We start from the raw sequence: 17,003 nt of genomic DNA, 5'->3' as shown, positions 1-17,003 counted from the left end.
CAAAACTGATGAGTAATATTGTATATAAAATTTTGAGAGAGGTGTCACCTTTTGAAGATATCAACTAAAGGAAGATATGGATTGACTATCATGATGGAGCTTGCCTCCCGCTTTGGCGAAGGCCCGACTTCATTGAAGAGCATTGCTGAGAAAAATCAGCTGTCCGAGCATTATCTTGAACAATTGATTGCTCCGCTTCGAAATGCCGGTCTTGTAAAGAGCATTCGCGGAGCTTACGGCGGATATATTCTGTCGCGCGAACCTGTAAGCATTACAGCGGGAGATGTGATTCGTGTTCTGGAGGGCCCGATCTCTCCAGTTGATTTTACAGAAGAAGATGATCCGGCTAAACGCGACTTATGGCTCCGAATCAGGGATAGCATCGCGGAAGTCCTCGATTCCACGACACTGGACAATCTGATTAACTACCACGAACAGTCCGCAGTGGACAATTATATGTTCTATATATAGGTGATAATAATGAAATCAATATATCTGGATCACGCAGCTTCGACGCCAATTCATCCGAAGGTAGCGGAAGAGATGATGCGTGTTATGACAAGTCAGTATGGCAATGCTTCAAGTGTCCATGCCTATGGAAGAGAAGCGAAGAAGCTGATGAGCGGGTCGCGGGATCGAATGGCGGCCCTTTTGGGCTGCATGCCGGACGAGCTTGTATTTACGGCTGGAGGAACGGAAAGTGATAATCTGGCTATCTTCGGTACGCTGGAAGCGATGGGGCTTGAGGGCAAGCATGTTATTACATCTGCAATCGAGCATCATGCGGTGCTTCATACCTGTCAGGAGCTTGAGAAGAGAGGCTGTGAGGTTACTTATGTTCCTGTAGATGAGACAGGACGAGTCTCTGCCGAGCAGGTTGCAAATGCTATTCAGGATAACACAGTTCTGATTACCATTATGTTTGGCAACAATGAGATAGGAACCCTGCAGCCGATTCGGGAGATTGGCGAGCTTGCCCGAAGCCGAGGTATTGTGTTTCATACGGATGCTGTGCAGGCATTAGGAACAGAGTCGATTGTATGCAGGGATTATCCGGTGGATCTTTGGAGTTTCTCCGCCCATAAGATCAATGGCCCTGGGGGGATCGGTGCGCTCGTTGTAAAACGAGGGCATACCTTGTCACCGCGGCTGTATGGCGGACTGCAGGAGAAGAAACGGCGGGCTGGAACAGAGAACCTGGCCGGAATCGCAGGCTTTGCCAAAGCAGTAGAGCTGGCTGTTGATGGTCTTGCAGACCGCAGATCCCATTATATGATGCTTCGGAACACCTTCATTCAATCCCTGAACCAGGAAATTGGACAAGACGCTTTTGCAGTGAACGGACATCCTGAATTTTTCATGCCTCATATCATCAATATCAGCTTTCCGGGCGTAAACACAGAGACGATGCTGATGAATCTTGATATGGAGGGAATTGCAGCTGCCAGCGGTTCTGCATGCACCTCGGGATCTCTTGAGGTTTCGCATGTACTCCAAGCGATGGAACTTTCTGAAAAACTTTTACACTCCGCGATTCGTTTTAGTTTTGGTTTGGGTAATACTAGTCAAGAAATGGAGTATACTGCCCAGAAAATTGGAACCATCATTAATCGCTTGCGTAAATAGTAGTTAAGGGATTTCTCTTTAGTGGGCTAGGGGGTATGAGTTCTTCCATTTCATCCTTTGAAACCGGACCATAGCATATGGGCAGGCACGTTATTAAGACCGGATCGGTTTCCAAATTATGAAGGATGGGGAGGTATCCAAGCATAATGAAACTTCAAGAAATGATTGGACTGGCTGTATTCGACGTGGAGAATGGCAAGGAAATTGGCAAAATCCACGATTTCATACTAGATGAGAATTGGTCAATCACCGCTCTTGAAATCGAAGGCAGGGCTCTGTTCTCCTCTCATGTGAAAACCGTATCATGGGAAGATATCTCTGCCTACGGCGAAGACGCGGTGATGATTCGGAGTATAGAGGCTGTACAAAAAACGGACCCAAGCAATATCACATTTACGTACCTTTTAGGCCGACGGAAATTGAAAGATATGCAAGTACTTACGGAGGACGGAATTTTGCTCGGACGCATCTCGGATGTTTATTTTGAGCAAGAACAGGGCAATACAATACTAGGATTAGAAATTTCCGACGGTTTTGTATCAGATTTGATAGATGGTCGCAAATGGCTGCCTTGTACAACGGAAATGGCGATCGGAGAAAGTGCTGTTATGGTCCCTCCGATGAGCGAACAGCGTTTAGAAAAAGCCATTAATTCTGTGAACGGATAGGGTGAAGATAGGATGAAATGTCCAAATTGTAGTTCCAAAGATATCGGGAAGATCGGCTCCCATCAGTTTTACTGCTGGGGATGCTTTATTGAATTGACGGTCAACGGAGAGAAAATGTCTGTCTACCAGGTTGAGGAAGACGGTACTCTTAGCTCTCTGGATGATTTGTTTTTCGGTGAAGAATTTCAGCCGGATTTCCCCCATATCCACGCATCAACATAATATTTGCATATATACATATGCATGTGAGTATTTTGTAAAATGCAGAAGTAGACGAAGGCTCGCGTTTTCCATCCAGGCAAAAATGGGTGTGAATGCGAGTTTTTTTGTATTTTTCACACTAATAAGCTCATCGTTTCCAAATATAGAAGTTTAATTTATTGAGCTCGTACATATACTTACAGGGAAAGCCAGTCCGAAAGGAGGAGTTTCCCATGGAGCAGATGACGGCAAACAAATGGTTTCGGTTCTTGATCTGGCTCATTCTCGGCCTCATCGCCGCCTACTTTATGTGGCTTCTGCGGCCGTTATTTCTGGACATCTATCGCTTCTTAAAAGCGATTCTGGCCCCCTTTCTGGTGGCCATGATCATATCCTATGTGCTAAACCCTGTTGTATGCATGCTGTCAGACCGCAAGGTTCCGAGGAGCGTTGCTGTCCTTCTGATCTATGCTGTATTCTTAACCTGTCTAGCCGTCATATTGATTAATATGATTCCGATGCTGATGCGGCAGCTTGAAGAGCTGAATGAACACCTTCCTGAATTCACGATGAATGCGCAAAGCCTGATGACGAATCTGGACAGTAAATTACTTCCCCCTGGTGTTCGAACAGGTATGAACAGCTGGCTGTATCACCTGGAAACACGGCTGGCAAACGGAATATCAGGTTTTATGGATAATATCGGAAATATGATTAACATGTTATTTAATGTGTTTATCGTGCCTTTTCTGATTTTTTACATATTAAAAGATTTCGAGGTGTTCCAGCGGACAGCCGTATCGTATCTTCCCCGGAGCCGAAGAAAAGCCATTGTGACCCTGCTTAAAGAAATCGATACTGCGCTTGGCAATTATATTCGCGGGCAATTTCTGGTCTGCCTCATCATCGGCGTTTTTGCTTACATTGGATATATTGTGATTGGTATGCCGTACGCATTATTGCTGGCAAGCATTGTTGCCGTATTTAATATTGTTCCCTATTTGGGACCCTTCCTGGGAGCGGCACCTGCATTGCTGATGGCCACAACGATTTCCTGGAAAATGGTCCTGTTTGTCGGCATTGTGAATTTGATCTGTCAGCTGCTGGAGAGCAATGTTATATCTCCGCAGGTGGTCGGAAGAAAGCTTCATTTACATCCGCTGCTTATTATTTTTGCCCTGCTGGTCGGAGGGCAGATAGCGGGTACAATCGGTCTAATTCTGGCTGTCCCTGTGTTCGCCGTCATGAAAGTTCTCCTGCAGCATTTTTTCGCATATTACGTAAGGCGCAAAAGCGGTTGATTTGCTTGACTCTGACATGCATTGACAGAAAGTTTAGGCATAGATATACTTGAAAATATTAAAGTTTATACGATTGAAAACGATGAGGAAATAAAGTAAGCTATTGCTCCTTTTCCAGAGAACAGGTTCCTTCCGGAAATACATCCGGACGGCTGTGAGAACCTGAAAGTGCCGCTTAGCTGAAAAGCTGATTTCCGAGTGTGAGCTAAACTCACCGGGTGGTCCCCGTTATGAAACCGATACAAGGCGATCGCTTAATGGGTCAGAATGCTGACCAGATGATGAGCGATAACCAGGGTGGTACCGCGAGACAATCGTCCCTGATATATTTTCAGGGGCTTTTTTATGTTCGGGACTAATATTTTATGGAACTGAACGATATTGAAAATGGAGGCTGGAATAATGAAAGCTAGTGAAATTCGCTCCAAGTGGTTGGAGTTTTTTGCAGAAAAAGGACATAAGATTGAACCGAGTGCTTCACTTGTGCCGCATAATGATCCGTCGCTGCTGTGGATTAATGCCGGAATGGCGCCGCTTAAGCCTTATTTCGATGGACGTGTAAGTCCTGATAATCCGCGCCTTGCGAATTCTCAGAAATGTATTCGTACGAACGATATTGAAAATGTCGGGAAAACACGCCGTCATCATACTTTTTTCGAGATGCTTGGTAATTTCTCCATCGGTGATTACTTCAAAGAGGAAGTCATTACATGGGCATGGGAATTCCTGACGGACAAGAAGTGGATCGGATTCGATCCGGAACGTTTATCGGTTACCGTGTATCCTGAGGACGAAGAGGCTTTCAAGCTGTGGCATGAAAAAATCGGTCTGCCAGAAAGCCGCATCATCAAGCTGGAGGATAACTTTTGGGATATTGGCGAAGGCCCTTGCGGACCGTGCACCGAAATTTTCTATGACCGCGGTGAAGCTTACGGGAATGATCCATCTGATCCTGAACTATACCCGGGTGGAGAGAACGAACGTTATCTCGAAGTATGGAACCTTGTATTCTCCCAATTCAATCACAACAAAGACGGCAGCTATACGCCGCTTCCGAATAAGAACATCGATACAGGGGCTGGTCTGGAGCGCTTCGCTTCCATTCTTCAGAATGTAGATTCTAACTTCGATACAGACCTTTTCCAGCCTTTGATTCAGGAAACGGCTGCACTGGCAAAAGTTAAATATAATGAAAAACCGGAATATGATGTTGCACTGAAAGTTATTGCTGACCATATTCGTACGGTTGTTTTTGCTGTAGGAGACGGCGTACTGCCTTCAAACGAAGGACGCGGTTATGTTATTCGCCGTTTGCTCCGCCGTGCTGTTCGTTATGGCAAGGTGCTTGGCCTGGATAAGCCATTCATGTACTCCCTGACTAAAACCGTTGGCGATATTATGGGTGTATATTATCCGGAAGTCGTGGAGAAGCGTGAATTTATTGAGAAAGTGATCGCTACAGAGGAAGAGCAGTTCCATAAGACACTTTCAGACGGACTGAATATTCTTGAGGATATGAGTACTCATGCAAAAGAACAGGGAAAAACGCAAATCAGCGGCAGCGATGCATTTAAATTGTATGACACGTACGGCTTCCCGTTGGACTTGACTGAGGACTACGCTGCTGAGCATGGGCTCACAGTAGACCGTGAAGGCTTCGATGCTGCGATGAAAGAGCAGCGTGATCGTGCTCGCGCAGCTCGTCAGGATACAGAGAGTATGAAGGTACAGGGTGGTGTACTCTCTGATTACACGGTTAAAAGTGAATTTGTTGGATATAATGACATCGTTCAACAATCCAAAGTGCTTGCAATCGTTGTCGACGGACAATTTGTTGATCATGTTGGTGAAGGACAGGCATGCCAGGTTATTTTAGATTCCACGCCTTTTTATGCAGAAAGCGGCGGCCAAGTAAGCGACCAGGGTGTGCTTGAGAGTGACCGTCTGCGCGCAAGAGTTGAAGGGCTGTTCAAAGCACCTCATGGTCAGCATGTTCACCAGGTAACGGTGGAGTCGGGTGAATTGAAAGTGGATGATACGGTGAAGGCTGAAGTTGACCGTGAGAAGCGTCTTGACACCATTAAAAATCATACAGCAACACACCTGCTTCATAAAGCACTGAAGGAAGTGCTTGGCGAGCATGTTAATCAGGCAGGTTCCCTTGTTGAACCGCAGCGTTTACGTTTCGACTTCTCTCATTTTGGAAGCATTTCGCCAGAAGAGCTGTCTCAGATAGAACAGCGTGTAAATGAACAGATCTGGAAAGGGACAGCTGTTGTAATTGAGAATAAATCGATTGATGAGGCTAAAGCGATGGGTGCAATGGCACTGTTCGGCGAGAAATACGGCGATATCGTAAGAGTTGTTCAAGTGGGGAATTACAGCTTGGAGCTCTGCGGAGGCTGCCATGTGGAGAACACGTCTCAGATTGGTATTTTTAAACTGCTGAGCGAGAGCGGAATAGGATCAGGTGTGCGCCGGATTGAAGCTGTAACCGGTCGGTTTGCATATGAATTCATGGAAAGTCAGCTTGATCTGCTCAGACAGTCTGCCGGACTGCTTAAGAGCAACCTGAACGATGTTCCAAAGCGGATTGAGGCACTGGGTCAACAGATTAAGGAATTGTCACGTGTCAATGAATCTCTTCAAGGCAAGCTAAGTGCGATTGAAGCCGGTCAACTCACTGACCAGGTGGTTACGGCAGGTAATATACAGCTCTTGGCTGCTGAGGTCCAGGCAGGAAACATGGATGCTCTTCGTACAGTAGCCGATGAACTTAAAGGAAAGCTTCCTGAAGCTGTAATTGTACTTGGCGCTGTGAACGATGACAAAGTCAATTTTGTAGTTGCTGTGCCACAGGGGCTCGTGAAGAAGGGACTTCATGCAGGAAAATTGGTTAAGGAAGTAGCGGCTGTTTGCGGCGGAGGCGGCGGAGGTCGTCCGGATATGGCGCAGGCAGGCGGAAAAGACGCTTCCAAAATCAAGGAGGCACTTAAGCGAGCTGAAGAGCTTGTTTCACAAAATGTTTAAGATAAACGTAATACCTATAAATATTTCACTTCAAAATTTCCTTACAGGTTAAGGAATATGTTATGATATAGGAAGATCAAGCTGGTAAATATTTATTCGACGAAGCATGTTTCAAATCATGTTCTTCGAAGAAGTGAGGTGTCACATGGACTCCATGGATAAGACTGTAAAGTTCAATGTAAAAGGTGATGAGAAGGAGGCTTCCGCCCGGGACATAATATTATCGGTATACGACTCGTTGGTTGAGAAAGAGTATAATCCGATCAATCAAATTGTCGGTTATCTGTTGTCAGGGGATCCAGCTTATATACCTCGGCACAACAATGCCAGAAGTTTGATCAGGAAGAAAGAACGCGATGAATTGATTGAAGAACTGGTCCGGTTCTACCTAGCCAGTCACCGTTAGGAGTGCAAGGATGAAGATCATGGGATTAGATTACGGGGATCGCAGAATTGGTGTTGCTCTAAGCGATGTGTTCGGATGGACGGCTCAAGGGCTGGAAGTTATCGACCGTCGCCGGGAGGGCATTGAATTGGAGCGGATCACTGCCCTGGTGAAAGAGCATGAGGTTAGTGAAATCGTAGTAGGTCTGCCCAAGAATATGAACGGCACGATCGGTCCCCGGGGTGAAATCTGCATGGAATTCGCAGAGGTATTGCGAGCCTCCCTGTGCTTACCCGTTCACCTTTGGGATGAACGGCTGTCTACCGTATCCGCTGAGCGGACACTGGTGGAGGCCGATGTCAGCCGAAAGAAGCGCAAGCAGGTCGTGGATAAAATGGCCGCAAGCTTGATTTTGCAAAACTACTTGGATTCTAAAAGGTAAAGGTGAGGGTGATAACAGATGACAAATGAACACATTGGTATGGAAGAAGAACCGGAAATTATTTATATTCCTGATGATGAAGGCAACGAAGAGGAATTTGAAGTTATCATGAAATTTGAGGTTGACGGCTCAGATGCAAAATACATGATGGTCGTACCCGTTGAAACAGCGGATGAAGAGACTGATGAGGTCTATGCGTTCCGTTTTGAAGAAGATGGGGATGATTTGAAGCTGTATATGATTGAAGATGATGAAGAGTGGAATATTGTTGAGGAAACATTCAATACACTCGTAGATGAGCTTGACGGGAGTAATGAAAATGACTGATTTCACTGCTGAGGAAGTAGTTTGGACCCGGGTATTGAGAGAAGCTTTCGGTGAAAGTGTAGAGCTTCAGGATGACAAGGGAAATCATACGGTTTACGATATTGCGGGTGAATTTGAAGTCAATGGTCAAGGCTATGCGATATTGGTACAGCCGGATCGAAAGCATGAAGAGTATGAAGTGCTTCGCATTGTGACAGCAGAAGATGGAAGCTTGGAGCTTGCGACTATTGACGATGATGATGAATGGGAGAACATATCTGAGCTTTACGATGAACTTACGTTCCCGGAAGAGGACGAATACTAACCATCCATCAAGGGGTTTATATGAAGAACTGGAAAGGGCGGATTAGTCCGTCCTTTTTGGTTGTGAAGGAGTTGAATTTGTGAAAAAACTGGCCATAGCGGTATTGGTGCTGCTCCTCATCGCTGGCGGGGCAATATTTTATGCTTGGAACGGAATGAAGCCTGTTGCAAGCTCTGATACGCCTGTTGAGTTTACTATTGAACCCGGTACGAGAACGGTTCAAATTGCAGATACGCTTGAAGAAAAGGGACTTATTAAGAATGCCCTGTTATTTAAAGGCTACTTAAAAGTGAAGAATGAAGGCAGCCGATTTATGGCTGGCACTTATGAAGCCAAACCGGGAGTAACCTATGATCAGCTAATATCCATGCTGAATAATGGGGAAGTTAAACCGGAGGAAATGATGCGTTTTACGATACCGGAAGGTTATACGATTCTTCAAATGTCAGAAACAATCTCCGGTGAGAGCGGTCTGGATGCTAAACAATTTGTAAAGCTGGCAGACGAATCTACAGGCTGGAATGCGGCCATCATTAATGAAATTCCGAAGGATCAGGAATTGAGACATCATCTGGAGGGTTATCTATTCCCGGCGACATACGAACTTCCAAAGGACAGTACTGAACAAGATGTGATCCAAGTGATGCTAAGTCAAATGGAGAAGAGACTGGGAGAAATACCTGATTGGGAAAAACTCCTTGAACAGCGGGGTCTGACGCTTCACGAGCTGCTCACGGTTGCCTCGCTGGTAGAGCGTGAGGTTGTGGTCGATAAGGAACGTGCCTTGGTAGCTGGAGTTATCTACAACCGCTTAGATAAGGACATGAAGCTTGAAATCGATGCAACGGTTCAGTACCTTTTGGACAAGCCTAAGGAGCGTTTGCTCTATAAAGATCTAGAGGTGGATAGTCCTTATAACACATACCGGAATAAGGGGCTCCCGCCAGGGCCGATCTCAAGTCCGAGCCTTGCTTCAATAAAAGCTGCACTTGAGCCTGAAAAATCCGATTATTTGTTTTATGTAACCAAGAAAGATGGTACTCAGGAGCACCTGTTTGCTAAGACCTATAAAGAGCACTTGGAGAATATTGAGAAAAGCAAGAAAATGGCGAAATAGTAGCATTTAGGGGGAAAATGTAATGGGTAATAAACCTGAGCTTCTTGCACCAGCTGGAAATCTGGAGGATGTACAAGCATATATGAAAGCTGGCGCAGATGCCATCCTCGTTGGAGATGACCGCTTTGGTATGAGACTGCCGGGAAACATGACGCTGGATCAGATCCGACAAGCGGCTGATCTGTTACATGGTGTGGGCGGTAAAATCTATGTAAGCTTAAACAATTTAATGACGAATGATTTGCTTGAAGAGCTAACGGATTATGTAAAAGCGCTCGGCGAAATCGGTGTGGATGCAGTAGAATTTAATGACCCTTCTGTCTTATACGCCGTAAAGTCATTAGCTCCAAAGATTAAGCTTCATTGGAATGCCGAAATGACATCAACGAACTACTCTACATCGAATTACTGGGGTCGTAAGGGAGCAGCGCGTGTTATCCTGGCTCGGGAACTGAACATGGATGAAATTACGGAGATGAAGCCGAATCTGGAGATAGAAGCACAGGTTCAGGTTCATGGTATGACCAATATATATCATTCTAAACGCCGTCTGGTTGACAGCTATATGAAACATCAGGGACGGCCTGTGCCTGAGGGCAGCAGCCTGGGTAAGAATCGGGGGCTTTTTCTTATTGAAGCCGAGCGTGCTGATGAAAAGTATCCTATTTACGAAGATATAAACGGTACGCATATTATGAGCTCGGATGATATTTGTATTATTGAAGATCTGCATCTGTTAATGCAAGCAGGTATAGATTCCTTTAAGGTAGAAACACTGCTTAAGCCGCGTCAGTATAACGGAGCAGTCATCCGTGCTTATCGCAAAGCAATTGACCTGTATGCTGCTGATCCGGATGCTTATGTGTTTCACGAAGAGTGGATGGATGAAATCCGTAAACTTCAAGATCCGGAAAGAGAGCTTTCCTTCGGGTTCTTTTATAAAGAACAAGTATATTAAGACTAAAAAATTAAAATTCATGAAATGAACTTTTTAAGTTCAGTTGGTAAATAACAAGGAGTGAATAGAAGATGGCAGCTATGGTACAGCCAACTTATAAGGGCAAGCGTTATCGTTTGGATAAACCGGAGCTGCTTGCACCGGCAGGGAATCTGGAGAAATTAAAGTTTGCAGTTCATTATGGCGCAGATGCAGTTTATATCGGCGGACAAAAATATGGCCTTCGATCCAACGCGGATAATTTCAGCTTTGAAGAGATGAAAGAAGGCGTTGAATTCGCCAAAAAATATGGTGCAAAGGTGTTTGTTGCTACAAATATCTATGTTCATAATGAAGATATCGAGGGAATCGAAGAATATTTGCGAAGCCTGAGGGACGCAGGTATTGCGGCTATTATCGCAGCGGACCCGGCGATTATCGAAGTCGCTCAGCGTGCTGTTCCAGAACTTGAAGTTCATCTGAGTACACAGCAATCGACCCTGAATTGGCAGGCTGTGAAGTTCTGGAAGGAAGAAGGGCTGCCGCGGGTTGTACTGGGCCGTGAGACGAGTCTCGAAGAAATTGCACAGATTAAAGATCATGTAGATATTGAAATCGAAGCGTTTATTCATGGCGCGATGTGTTCTTCATTTTCCGGACGTTGTGTGCTGTCCAATCACTTTACAGACCGTGACTCCAACCGGGGCGGCTGCTGTCAGTCCTGCCGCTGGAAATACGATTTGTTTGAGGATGCACGGGAAGGAATGTGGGTATCCGAAGAACAGAGAGATACGGAAGCACCAGCGCCATTCAAGCCTGGAGTAACACAGATTCCATTATTCCAGCCTGATGATAATGCTTTTACGATGGGGTCTAAAGATTTGTGTATGCTTGAGCATATTCCTGATTTGATTGAGGTGGGCATTGACAGTTTTAAAATTGAAGGACGGATGAAATCCATTCATTACGTCGCAACGGTGGTCAATGTTTATCGGCAGGCAATTGATTCCTACATGGCTGACCCTGACAATTATGTTCTTAAGCCAGAATGGATTGAAGAACTTAACAAGGCAGCCAATCGACCTCTCAACACCGGCTTCTTTTATGATACCCCCGACCAAGAGGATCATATATATGAGCCGGAAGATAAGGCAGTTCCATATGACTTTGCCGGCTTGGTTATGGATTATGATGCTGCTACCGGGACAGCGCTGATTCAGCAGCGGAATCATTTTGTTCCCGGACAGGAAATTGAATTCTTCGGTCCGGATGGTACATTCTTTAAGCAAAAGGTCGGTACAATTACGGACGAAGAAGGGAACGAGCTGGATGCTGCTCGTCACCCTCTTCAGCTCATTCGAATGAAGGTGGAGCAGCCTGTAAAACATTTTGATATGATGCGTAAACGGAAATAACAAGTATCTTCACCCATTGAAATTAGGTATATAATCCTTGTAAGAACAGGAATCCAGTCCCTCGGTAGGGGATGGGTTCCTTTTTTTATGATAATGAAACTAGGTCATTCGTATTATTTTTTTGGGAAAAGCCAAAGGAAATTAAAGACAAATGCCGAAATAAATTAAAAGGGGTTTAAATTATGATTTTGGTGGGTGAACAGCGATGAGTGAGAGTAAAGATAGAAGGCCTAAGAAAGAGAAGAGAATGAAAGATCATAAGAATAAAGAAAAGAAGGTTATCACTTCTGAGGCAAAGAGGGAGCACAGCGGCGTATCTAAGGGGGCTGAATGGATCGAATCCGTTAAGCGGATGGGGATTAACCCGGCAAAGTCGGTAGGAATGCGGTTATTTCTAATCTTTTTTACAGCCTTGGTAACATTTGTTCTTATTTTAGGATTAATGTCGTATAGCAAGGCAAAAGACACGATTAAGGATATTGCGGCCAATGCCAATCAGCAGACCATTATTCAAACTTCTGAGAAAATAGATATTATTTTGGAGAAGTATGAGGCAATGGGCAGACAGATTTTTTACGATAAAGAATTGCAGAAGCTGTTAACTCAATATACACAATCGAATCTTGGCGATTATGAACGATTTGCAACAGAAAAAGATCTCCGTGACAAGCTAACAGGCCATATTACAGCGGATGGGAATATAAAAGCGATTTACATACTTCCGCCTAAGAAGAATAAGATCATTCTAGCAGGCAACTCGTCGATGGATCTAGAATCAATACTCTCTCAGTCATGGTTAAGCAGTATTAAAAAAGGCGGTAAGCCAGTCTGGGTACCGACACAAACTGATGGAGCATCAACCTATTTCACGATTGGCCGTACGATGAGTTCAATGAACAATTTGAATGACTCGTATACCTTTGTGCTTGAGCTTAATGCTTCAGTCATCAATACACATTTACGAAATATAAATTTGGGTCAGGATGGGCAGCTTCAGTTGATCACCAAGGAAGGAGCAATTGTAGCTGCTAATAATGAAGCCTTGGTTAGCAAAGAGTCAGACATGACATTTATGAAGAGCGAGGCAGAGGATAGCAAGACCCGAAGCTTTCCAGCTAAAGATGCGCGCGGAAAAGACATACTCGCGGTATACAACACACAATCTATTAATGATTGGAGATTGGTTGGCACCATCCAGACGGAGGAGCTGACCAAGGACGCGGGAGGCATTCTAACGATCACCTTGTGGGCGGCGATTGCCGATTCGGTGGTGGCGATCTTGATCGGTATCTGGATGGTGCGAATGATCGCCCGTCCGCTCGGAAAACTGAACCTGCTTATGAAAGAAGGAGCCAAGGGAAATCTGAATGTGCGCACTTCTCATCATTCCAAGGATGAAATCGGTCAGTTATCAGTAAGCTTTAATGAAATGATGGGACAAATTACGGAGCTGGTTCAGCAGACGAACAATACGGCTCAGGAAGTATTAAACACTGCAGCAGAGTTAAGCGATGCTTCCAAGAAGACGGCTTTATCTGCGAAAGAAATTGCTGTGGCGACTGAAGAAATTGCTAATGGAGCAAGCAGCCTGGCGATGGAAGCTGAGCGTGGCAGTGATCTTACAGGAAATATTTCAAAACAGATGCAGATCGTCGTTAAGGCAAATGATGAGATGGGTAAATCAGCCCGCCATGTTGAAAGCTCAAGCGAACAGGGTACAAAGTATCTGAGCGATCTGCTGGACAAAACGCATCAGACGGAAGATATGACTCGTTCCATGATGAAAAAAGTGGATGGATTAAAGGAAACAACTTCTTCCGTAGTAAAAGTGCTGGATGTACTGCAGAATATTACGAAACAGACAAATATTCTATCTTTGAATGCAACAATTGAAGCTGCTCGTGCAGGGGCAGCAGGACGCGGATTTATGGTAGTTGCCGATGAAATTCGCCAATTGGCCGATCAATCCCGTCAATCGATCGATATGGTTAGTCAGATTACAGACCGTATTATGACCGAAATGAACGAAACGGTCCGTGTTTTGGTCGATGCTAATCCGTTGTTCAAAGCTCAAATGGAATCGGTGAAGGAAACGAATGATATTTTTGATTCAGTCCAGAAGGAGATGGGTGAGTTTATTCAAAAGCTTGACTCGGTTACCCATTCGATTCAGGGGTTGAATCAATCTCAAAATGTCCTGTCTGAAGCGATGGGTAACGTTAGCGCAGTAGCTGAGGAATCTTCTGCTACATCGGAAGAGGTTGCTTCCTTGAGTAATGAACAGCAAAACGTAAGCAGTCAGCTTGTTAACTTGTCGAGCAAGCTTGAAAATGTATCCAATGAATTGAAAGCAACGCTTTCTCGATTCACTTTGTAAGCATCCTAAAAGGGACGTCCCCAAAGATTTATTATCTTGCGGGACGGCTCTTTTTTTTATTTACAGATAAGATGAACACGATTGTAGAAAAGAATGGAGGGAATAATTTATAAGAAAGAGTGTGAGAAGGAGGCTTCACAATGCAGGCTAACCGGCAAAAACGTATGTTTATAGGGTGGATAATACTGGCTGCACTGATCCTTATATTGGTCTGTCGATTAGCATGGATTCAACTGGTCATGAAAAACCAAAAGCCTCCGGGAAGTCGGCATACATTGCTGGAAACCTCGTTGTTACAGCGCGAACGCGGAATTATTTTAGATAGCGGAAGAGGGCATTTTCTGGATCGAAACGGGCAACCACTGACTGGGAAGCTGATCTGGACGGCGGTTCTGTTTCCTCCCAAGGGAGGAAGGAACGGTATATCAGATGATTTTTTGCAGGAACTTGCTCATATATTGGATATAGAGGAGACTGAATTAGCAGAGAGATGGTCTGATTTAAAAGAGCCAATGATATGGCATGCCAAAGGCACATCCATCCCCCTTGCACTCCATTCAGCACAAATTGAAGCAATTACGGAAATCAACCATCCGGCAGTTCAGGTGCTTCCCTATGAACAGAGATATGAATATAGAGAGTCAGGGATGCAGTGGCTTGGTTTTATATCCGGACAACGAAAAGAGAATATGTTCTTCCGGGAATACGAGGGAGTTAAGGGGACGAGCGGACTTGAACGAACTTTGGATGCGCTTCTCCAAGGCACAGGGCCTACTGTGGTTTATTTTCCTGTGGATGGAAGGAACCAAGTGAATGATGATATGAAGTCCATGGTAAAGGCAGAAGCCAATCCATATTATCCATTGAAGATAACAACAACGGTGGATGTAAAGCTTCAGAGAGGAATTGAGAAGCTCGCTGAGCAAGCCAATATGGAAGAAGGCGCTATTGTAGTTTTGGATGCACAGAACAGTGATGTGCTTGCCATGGTCTCACGTCCCTTTTACAATCCGGAGAAAATCCACCCTGAACAGGGCGAATGGGGAAATAAAGCGCTTAAAGGTGCAGTACCCGGCTCTATTTTTAAAATTGTAACAGCAGCCGCTGCACTTGATATGGGCTTAACCTCCAGTAAGGAGTCCTTTTATTGCGATGGGAGTTATGGAAAGTATGGCTTGTCATGCTGGAAGGAAGGAGGACATGGTTCGATTAATCTGCATCAAGGATTTGCTGAATCTTGTAATGTGGTGTTTGCTGAACTGGCCGAGCGATTAACTTCAAGGCAGCTTCAAGCTGCAGCGCTGCAGCTCGGCTTAGGCCGGAACATCGGCTGGCAGGCACAAAATGTTTTAGGATTTCCTTTACTCAGACCATTTGACCATGAAGAGAGCGGGACGGTATTCGCTGATTCTTCCGATTTATTGGATCCGGGGCTCAGGGTACAGACTGCAATCGGACAGCGGGATGCCTTAGTTACACCTCTTCAAGCCGCAAATTTAGTAGTAACGCTGCTTCATAAGGGAGAGGTAACCCGGCCAAGAATTGTGCGTCATGTTTCTTATGCCAATGGTCAAATTTTGAAGAGCTTTCATCCTTTACGAGGTTTAACGAGCGAAGGAGGAATATCCAAGGAGAGCGCGCGAAAGCTCCTTGCCTGGATGGAGGACGTAGTTCAGCAGGGGACCGGCAGATCACTTAAGCATACCGTTTGGCAAGTGGCAGGGAAATCAGGAACTGCAGAGACCATAGTGAAGGGCCGCCCGAGAACCAATCAATGGTTCATAGGATACGGCCCTGTATCAAAACCCCGTTATGCGGTATCAGTGCTTGTTGAGAATATGAACCCAAGAAGCCGGCACCAAGCGACTCAGCTATTTGGTCAAGTCATGGATTTTCTGGCTTATTCTGAATCCGCTGAAGGCTGACCCGGCTGTTTATCCATCGTAAAAGGTGACACTTCAAACTCCTCTTTGGGCAGCCTGATCCATTTTTGAAGATATCCTTGCTGCAAAAGCTCTTTGAGCAAAATCAGGAGAATCGGAGATAAAATCAGTCCGGCCATCCCGAAAATGGAGATGGAGATGATCATGAATGACAGCATCAGGTAAGCCGAAGAAACACCTATGGATTCCCCAGTGATTTTAGGCTCAAGCAGCTGACGGGTTACCATGACAACAGCTAGCAGGAGTATTAAACCGACTGCCAGGCTCGCATTGCCGATGAAAAAGAGATAAATAATCCACGGTATAAAGATTACGGGAACGCCCAGAAGCGGCAGAATATCAAATACTGCACTGATGAGTGCCAGAGTGAAGGAATTTCCTGTTCCAAGAATAAGCAATCCTATGTATACAAGAACAAATGTTATGGTAACAAGCTTTAATTGGGCTTTTAAATATGAACCAATCGCTTTAAATACATGGTTTCTTAAGAAGGAGAAGGCTTCCTTTATCGTTTTAGGTGTCTTCTCTCTGGCGATTTTACGCCAATTGCCTATTTCTGAACTGAGGAAAAAGGCAAGAATAATGGCAATACCGAAGTTTGTTATAAAGGTAGTAAATGAACCCATAAACCCAATGATGTAATGAAGCAATCCTTCGAGCGCTGCTTGAGCGAAGTTCGTTATCTCTTGGAAGTAATCATTCAAACGGAGCGTCATATCTGGTGGAAGCGCATCTAGCTTTGTCTGCAAATAGGTTGTGAGAGACACAAACTGCTCTTGGAGAGTACGTGTGTAGTGTGGAAGGTTATCCTGCAGGTGCAGGAATTGCGTCACAATTAGCGCCCCAGCGCCGAATAATATTCCTGTAATAATGAGCAAAAACAGGATGACTGCAATAGCCGCAGCAAACGTTTTTGGCAGCCCCCGCCGA

At 45.0% G+C, this 17,003-nt stretch carries 17 protein-coding genes; 16 read left to right on the top strand and 1 reads right to left on the bottom strand.

Annotated features, from left to right (window positions below; genetic code table 11):
• The first annotated feature begins 51 nt into the window (after positions 1-51).
• From cymR to BN1234_RS18335, 16 genes are all read left to right on the top strand, one after another.
• Positions 52-471 (top strand): cysteine metabolism transcriptional regulator CymR, encoded by a 420-nt coding sequence (gene cymR, locus BN1234_RS18405; RefSeq protein ID WP_054958112.1) that lies wholly within the window; start codon positions 52-54, stop codon positions 469-471.
• A gap of 9 nt (positions 472-480) precedes the next feature.
• Entirely contained in the window at positions 481-1,626 is a 1,146-nt protein-coding gene (locus tag BN1234_RS18400) for a cysteine desulfurase family protein (protein WP_054958111.1), read from the top strand.
• Positions 1,627-1,772: 146 nt separating this feature from the next.
• Positions 1,773-2,294, top strand: a complete 522-nt coding sequence (locus tag BN1234_RS18395; protein WP_054958110.1) for a PRC-barrel domain-containing protein — start codon at positions 1,773-1,775, stop codon at positions 2,292-2,294.
• Positions 2,295-2,306: 12 nt separating this feature from the next.
• The gene (locus BN1234_RS18390) at positions 2,307-2,516 is read left to right on the top strand and encodes a YrzR-like zinc ribbon domain (protein WP_054958109.1); all 210 of its coding nucleotides are present in this window, start codon (positions 2,307-2,309) and stop codon (positions 2,514-2,516) included.
• A gap of 212 nt (positions 2,517-2,728) precedes the next feature.
• Positions 2,729-3,796, top strand: coding sequence for an AI-2E family transporter (locus tag BN1234_RS18385; protein ID WP_054958108.1), 1,068 nt, complete (start codon positions 2,729-2,731; stop codon positions 3,794-3,796).
• 230 nt (positions 3,797-4,026) lie between these two features.
• On the top strand, positions 4,027-4,155 hold the full coding sequence (locus tag BN1234_RS22960) for a hypothetical protein (protein WP_281177659.1): 129 nt from the start codon (positions 4,027-4,029) through the stop codon (positions 4,153-4,155).
• 43 nt (positions 4,156-4,198) lie between these two features.
• Positions 4,199-6,826 carry an alanine--tRNA ligase gene (gene alaS / locus BN1234_RS18380; protein ID WP_054958107.1) on the top strand — a complete coding sequence of 876 codons (2,628 nt, stop codon included), beginning with the start codon at positions 4,199-4,201 and terminating at the stop codon, positions 6,824-6,826.
• Positions 6,827-6,971: 145 nt separating this feature from the next.
• On the top strand, positions 6,972-7,232 hold the full coding sequence (locus BN1234_RS18375) for an IreB family regulatory phosphoprotein (RefSeq protein ID WP_054958106.1): 261 nt from the start codon (positions 6,972-6,974) through the stop codon (positions 7,230-7,232).
• Between the two features lie 10 nt (positions 7,233-7,242).
• Positions 7,243-7,653 carry a Holliday junction resolvase RuvX gene (ruvX, locus tag BN1234_RS18370; protein ID WP_054958105.1) on the top strand — a complete coding sequence of 137 codons (411 nt, stop codon included), beginning with the start codon at positions 7,243-7,245 and terminating at the stop codon, positions 7,651-7,653.
• An 18-nt stretch (positions 7,654-7,671) separates the two neighbouring features.
• Positions 7,672-7,980, top strand: a complete 309-nt coding sequence (locus BN1234_RS18365; RefSeq protein ID WP_054958104.1) for a DUF1292 domain-containing protein — start codon at positions 7,672-7,674, stop codon at positions 7,978-7,980.
• A complete protein-coding gene (locus tag BN1234_RS18360; protein ID WP_054958103.1) occupies positions 7,973-8,284 on the top strand; it encodes a DUF1292 domain-containing protein in 312 nt (103 codons plus the stop codon). The genes BN1234_RS18365 and BN1234_RS18360 overlap by 8 nt, the downstream gene beginning before the upstream one ends.
• A 79-nt stretch (positions 8,285-8,363) precedes the next feature.
• A complete protein-coding gene (gene mltG / locus BN1234_RS18355; protein ID WP_054958102.1) occupies positions 8,364-9,401 on the top strand; it encodes an endolytic transglycosylase MltG in 1,038 nt (345 codons plus the stop codon).
• A gap of 22 nt (positions 9,402-9,423) precedes the next feature.
• Complete coding sequence (locus BN1234_RS18350; RefSeq protein ID WP_054958101.1) at positions 9,424-10,359, top strand: peptidase U32 family protein; 936 nt, start codon at positions 9,424-9,426, stop codon at positions 10,357-10,359.
• Between the two features lie 71 nt (positions 10,360-10,430).
• Complete coding sequence (locus BN1234_RS18345) at positions 10,431-11,753, top strand: peptidase U32 family protein (protein WP_054958100.1); 1,323 nt, start codon at positions 10,431-10,433, stop codon at positions 11,751-11,753.
• 205 nt (positions 11,754-11,958) lie between these two features.
• Positions 11,959-14,130 (top strand): methyl-accepting chemotaxis protein, encoded by a 2,172-nt coding sequence (locus BN1234_RS18340; protein WP_054958099.1) that lies wholly within the window; start codon positions 11,959-11,961, stop codon positions 14,128-14,130.
• 140 nt (positions 14,131-14,270) lie between these two features.
• Positions 14,271-16,055 (top strand): peptidoglycan D,D-transpeptidase FtsI family protein, encoded by a 1,785-nt coding sequence (locus BN1234_RS18335; protein WP_054958098.1) that lies wholly within the window; start codon positions 14,271-14,273, stop codon positions 16,053-16,055.
• On the opposite strand, the gene BN1234_RS18330 is transcribed toward BN1234_RS18335, so the two are convergent.
• Positions 16,031-17,003, bottom strand: a 973-nt coding sequence (locus tag BN1234_RS18330) for an AI-2E family transporter (RefSeq protein ID WP_054958097.1), incomplete at its 5' end; no start/stop codon positions are given. The genes BN1234_RS18335 and BN1234_RS18330 overlap by 25 nt on opposite strands.

The organism is Paenibacillus dakarensis, assembly GCF_001373415.1.
GTDB classification, from domain to species: domain Bacteria; phylum Bacillota; class Bacilli; order Paenibacillales; family Paenibacillaceae; genus Paenibacillus_AQ; species Paenibacillus_AQ dakarensis.
The sequence above is the reverse complement of the archived record's forward strand: the minus strand, read 5'-3'. Positions and strand labels throughout refer to the sequence as shown.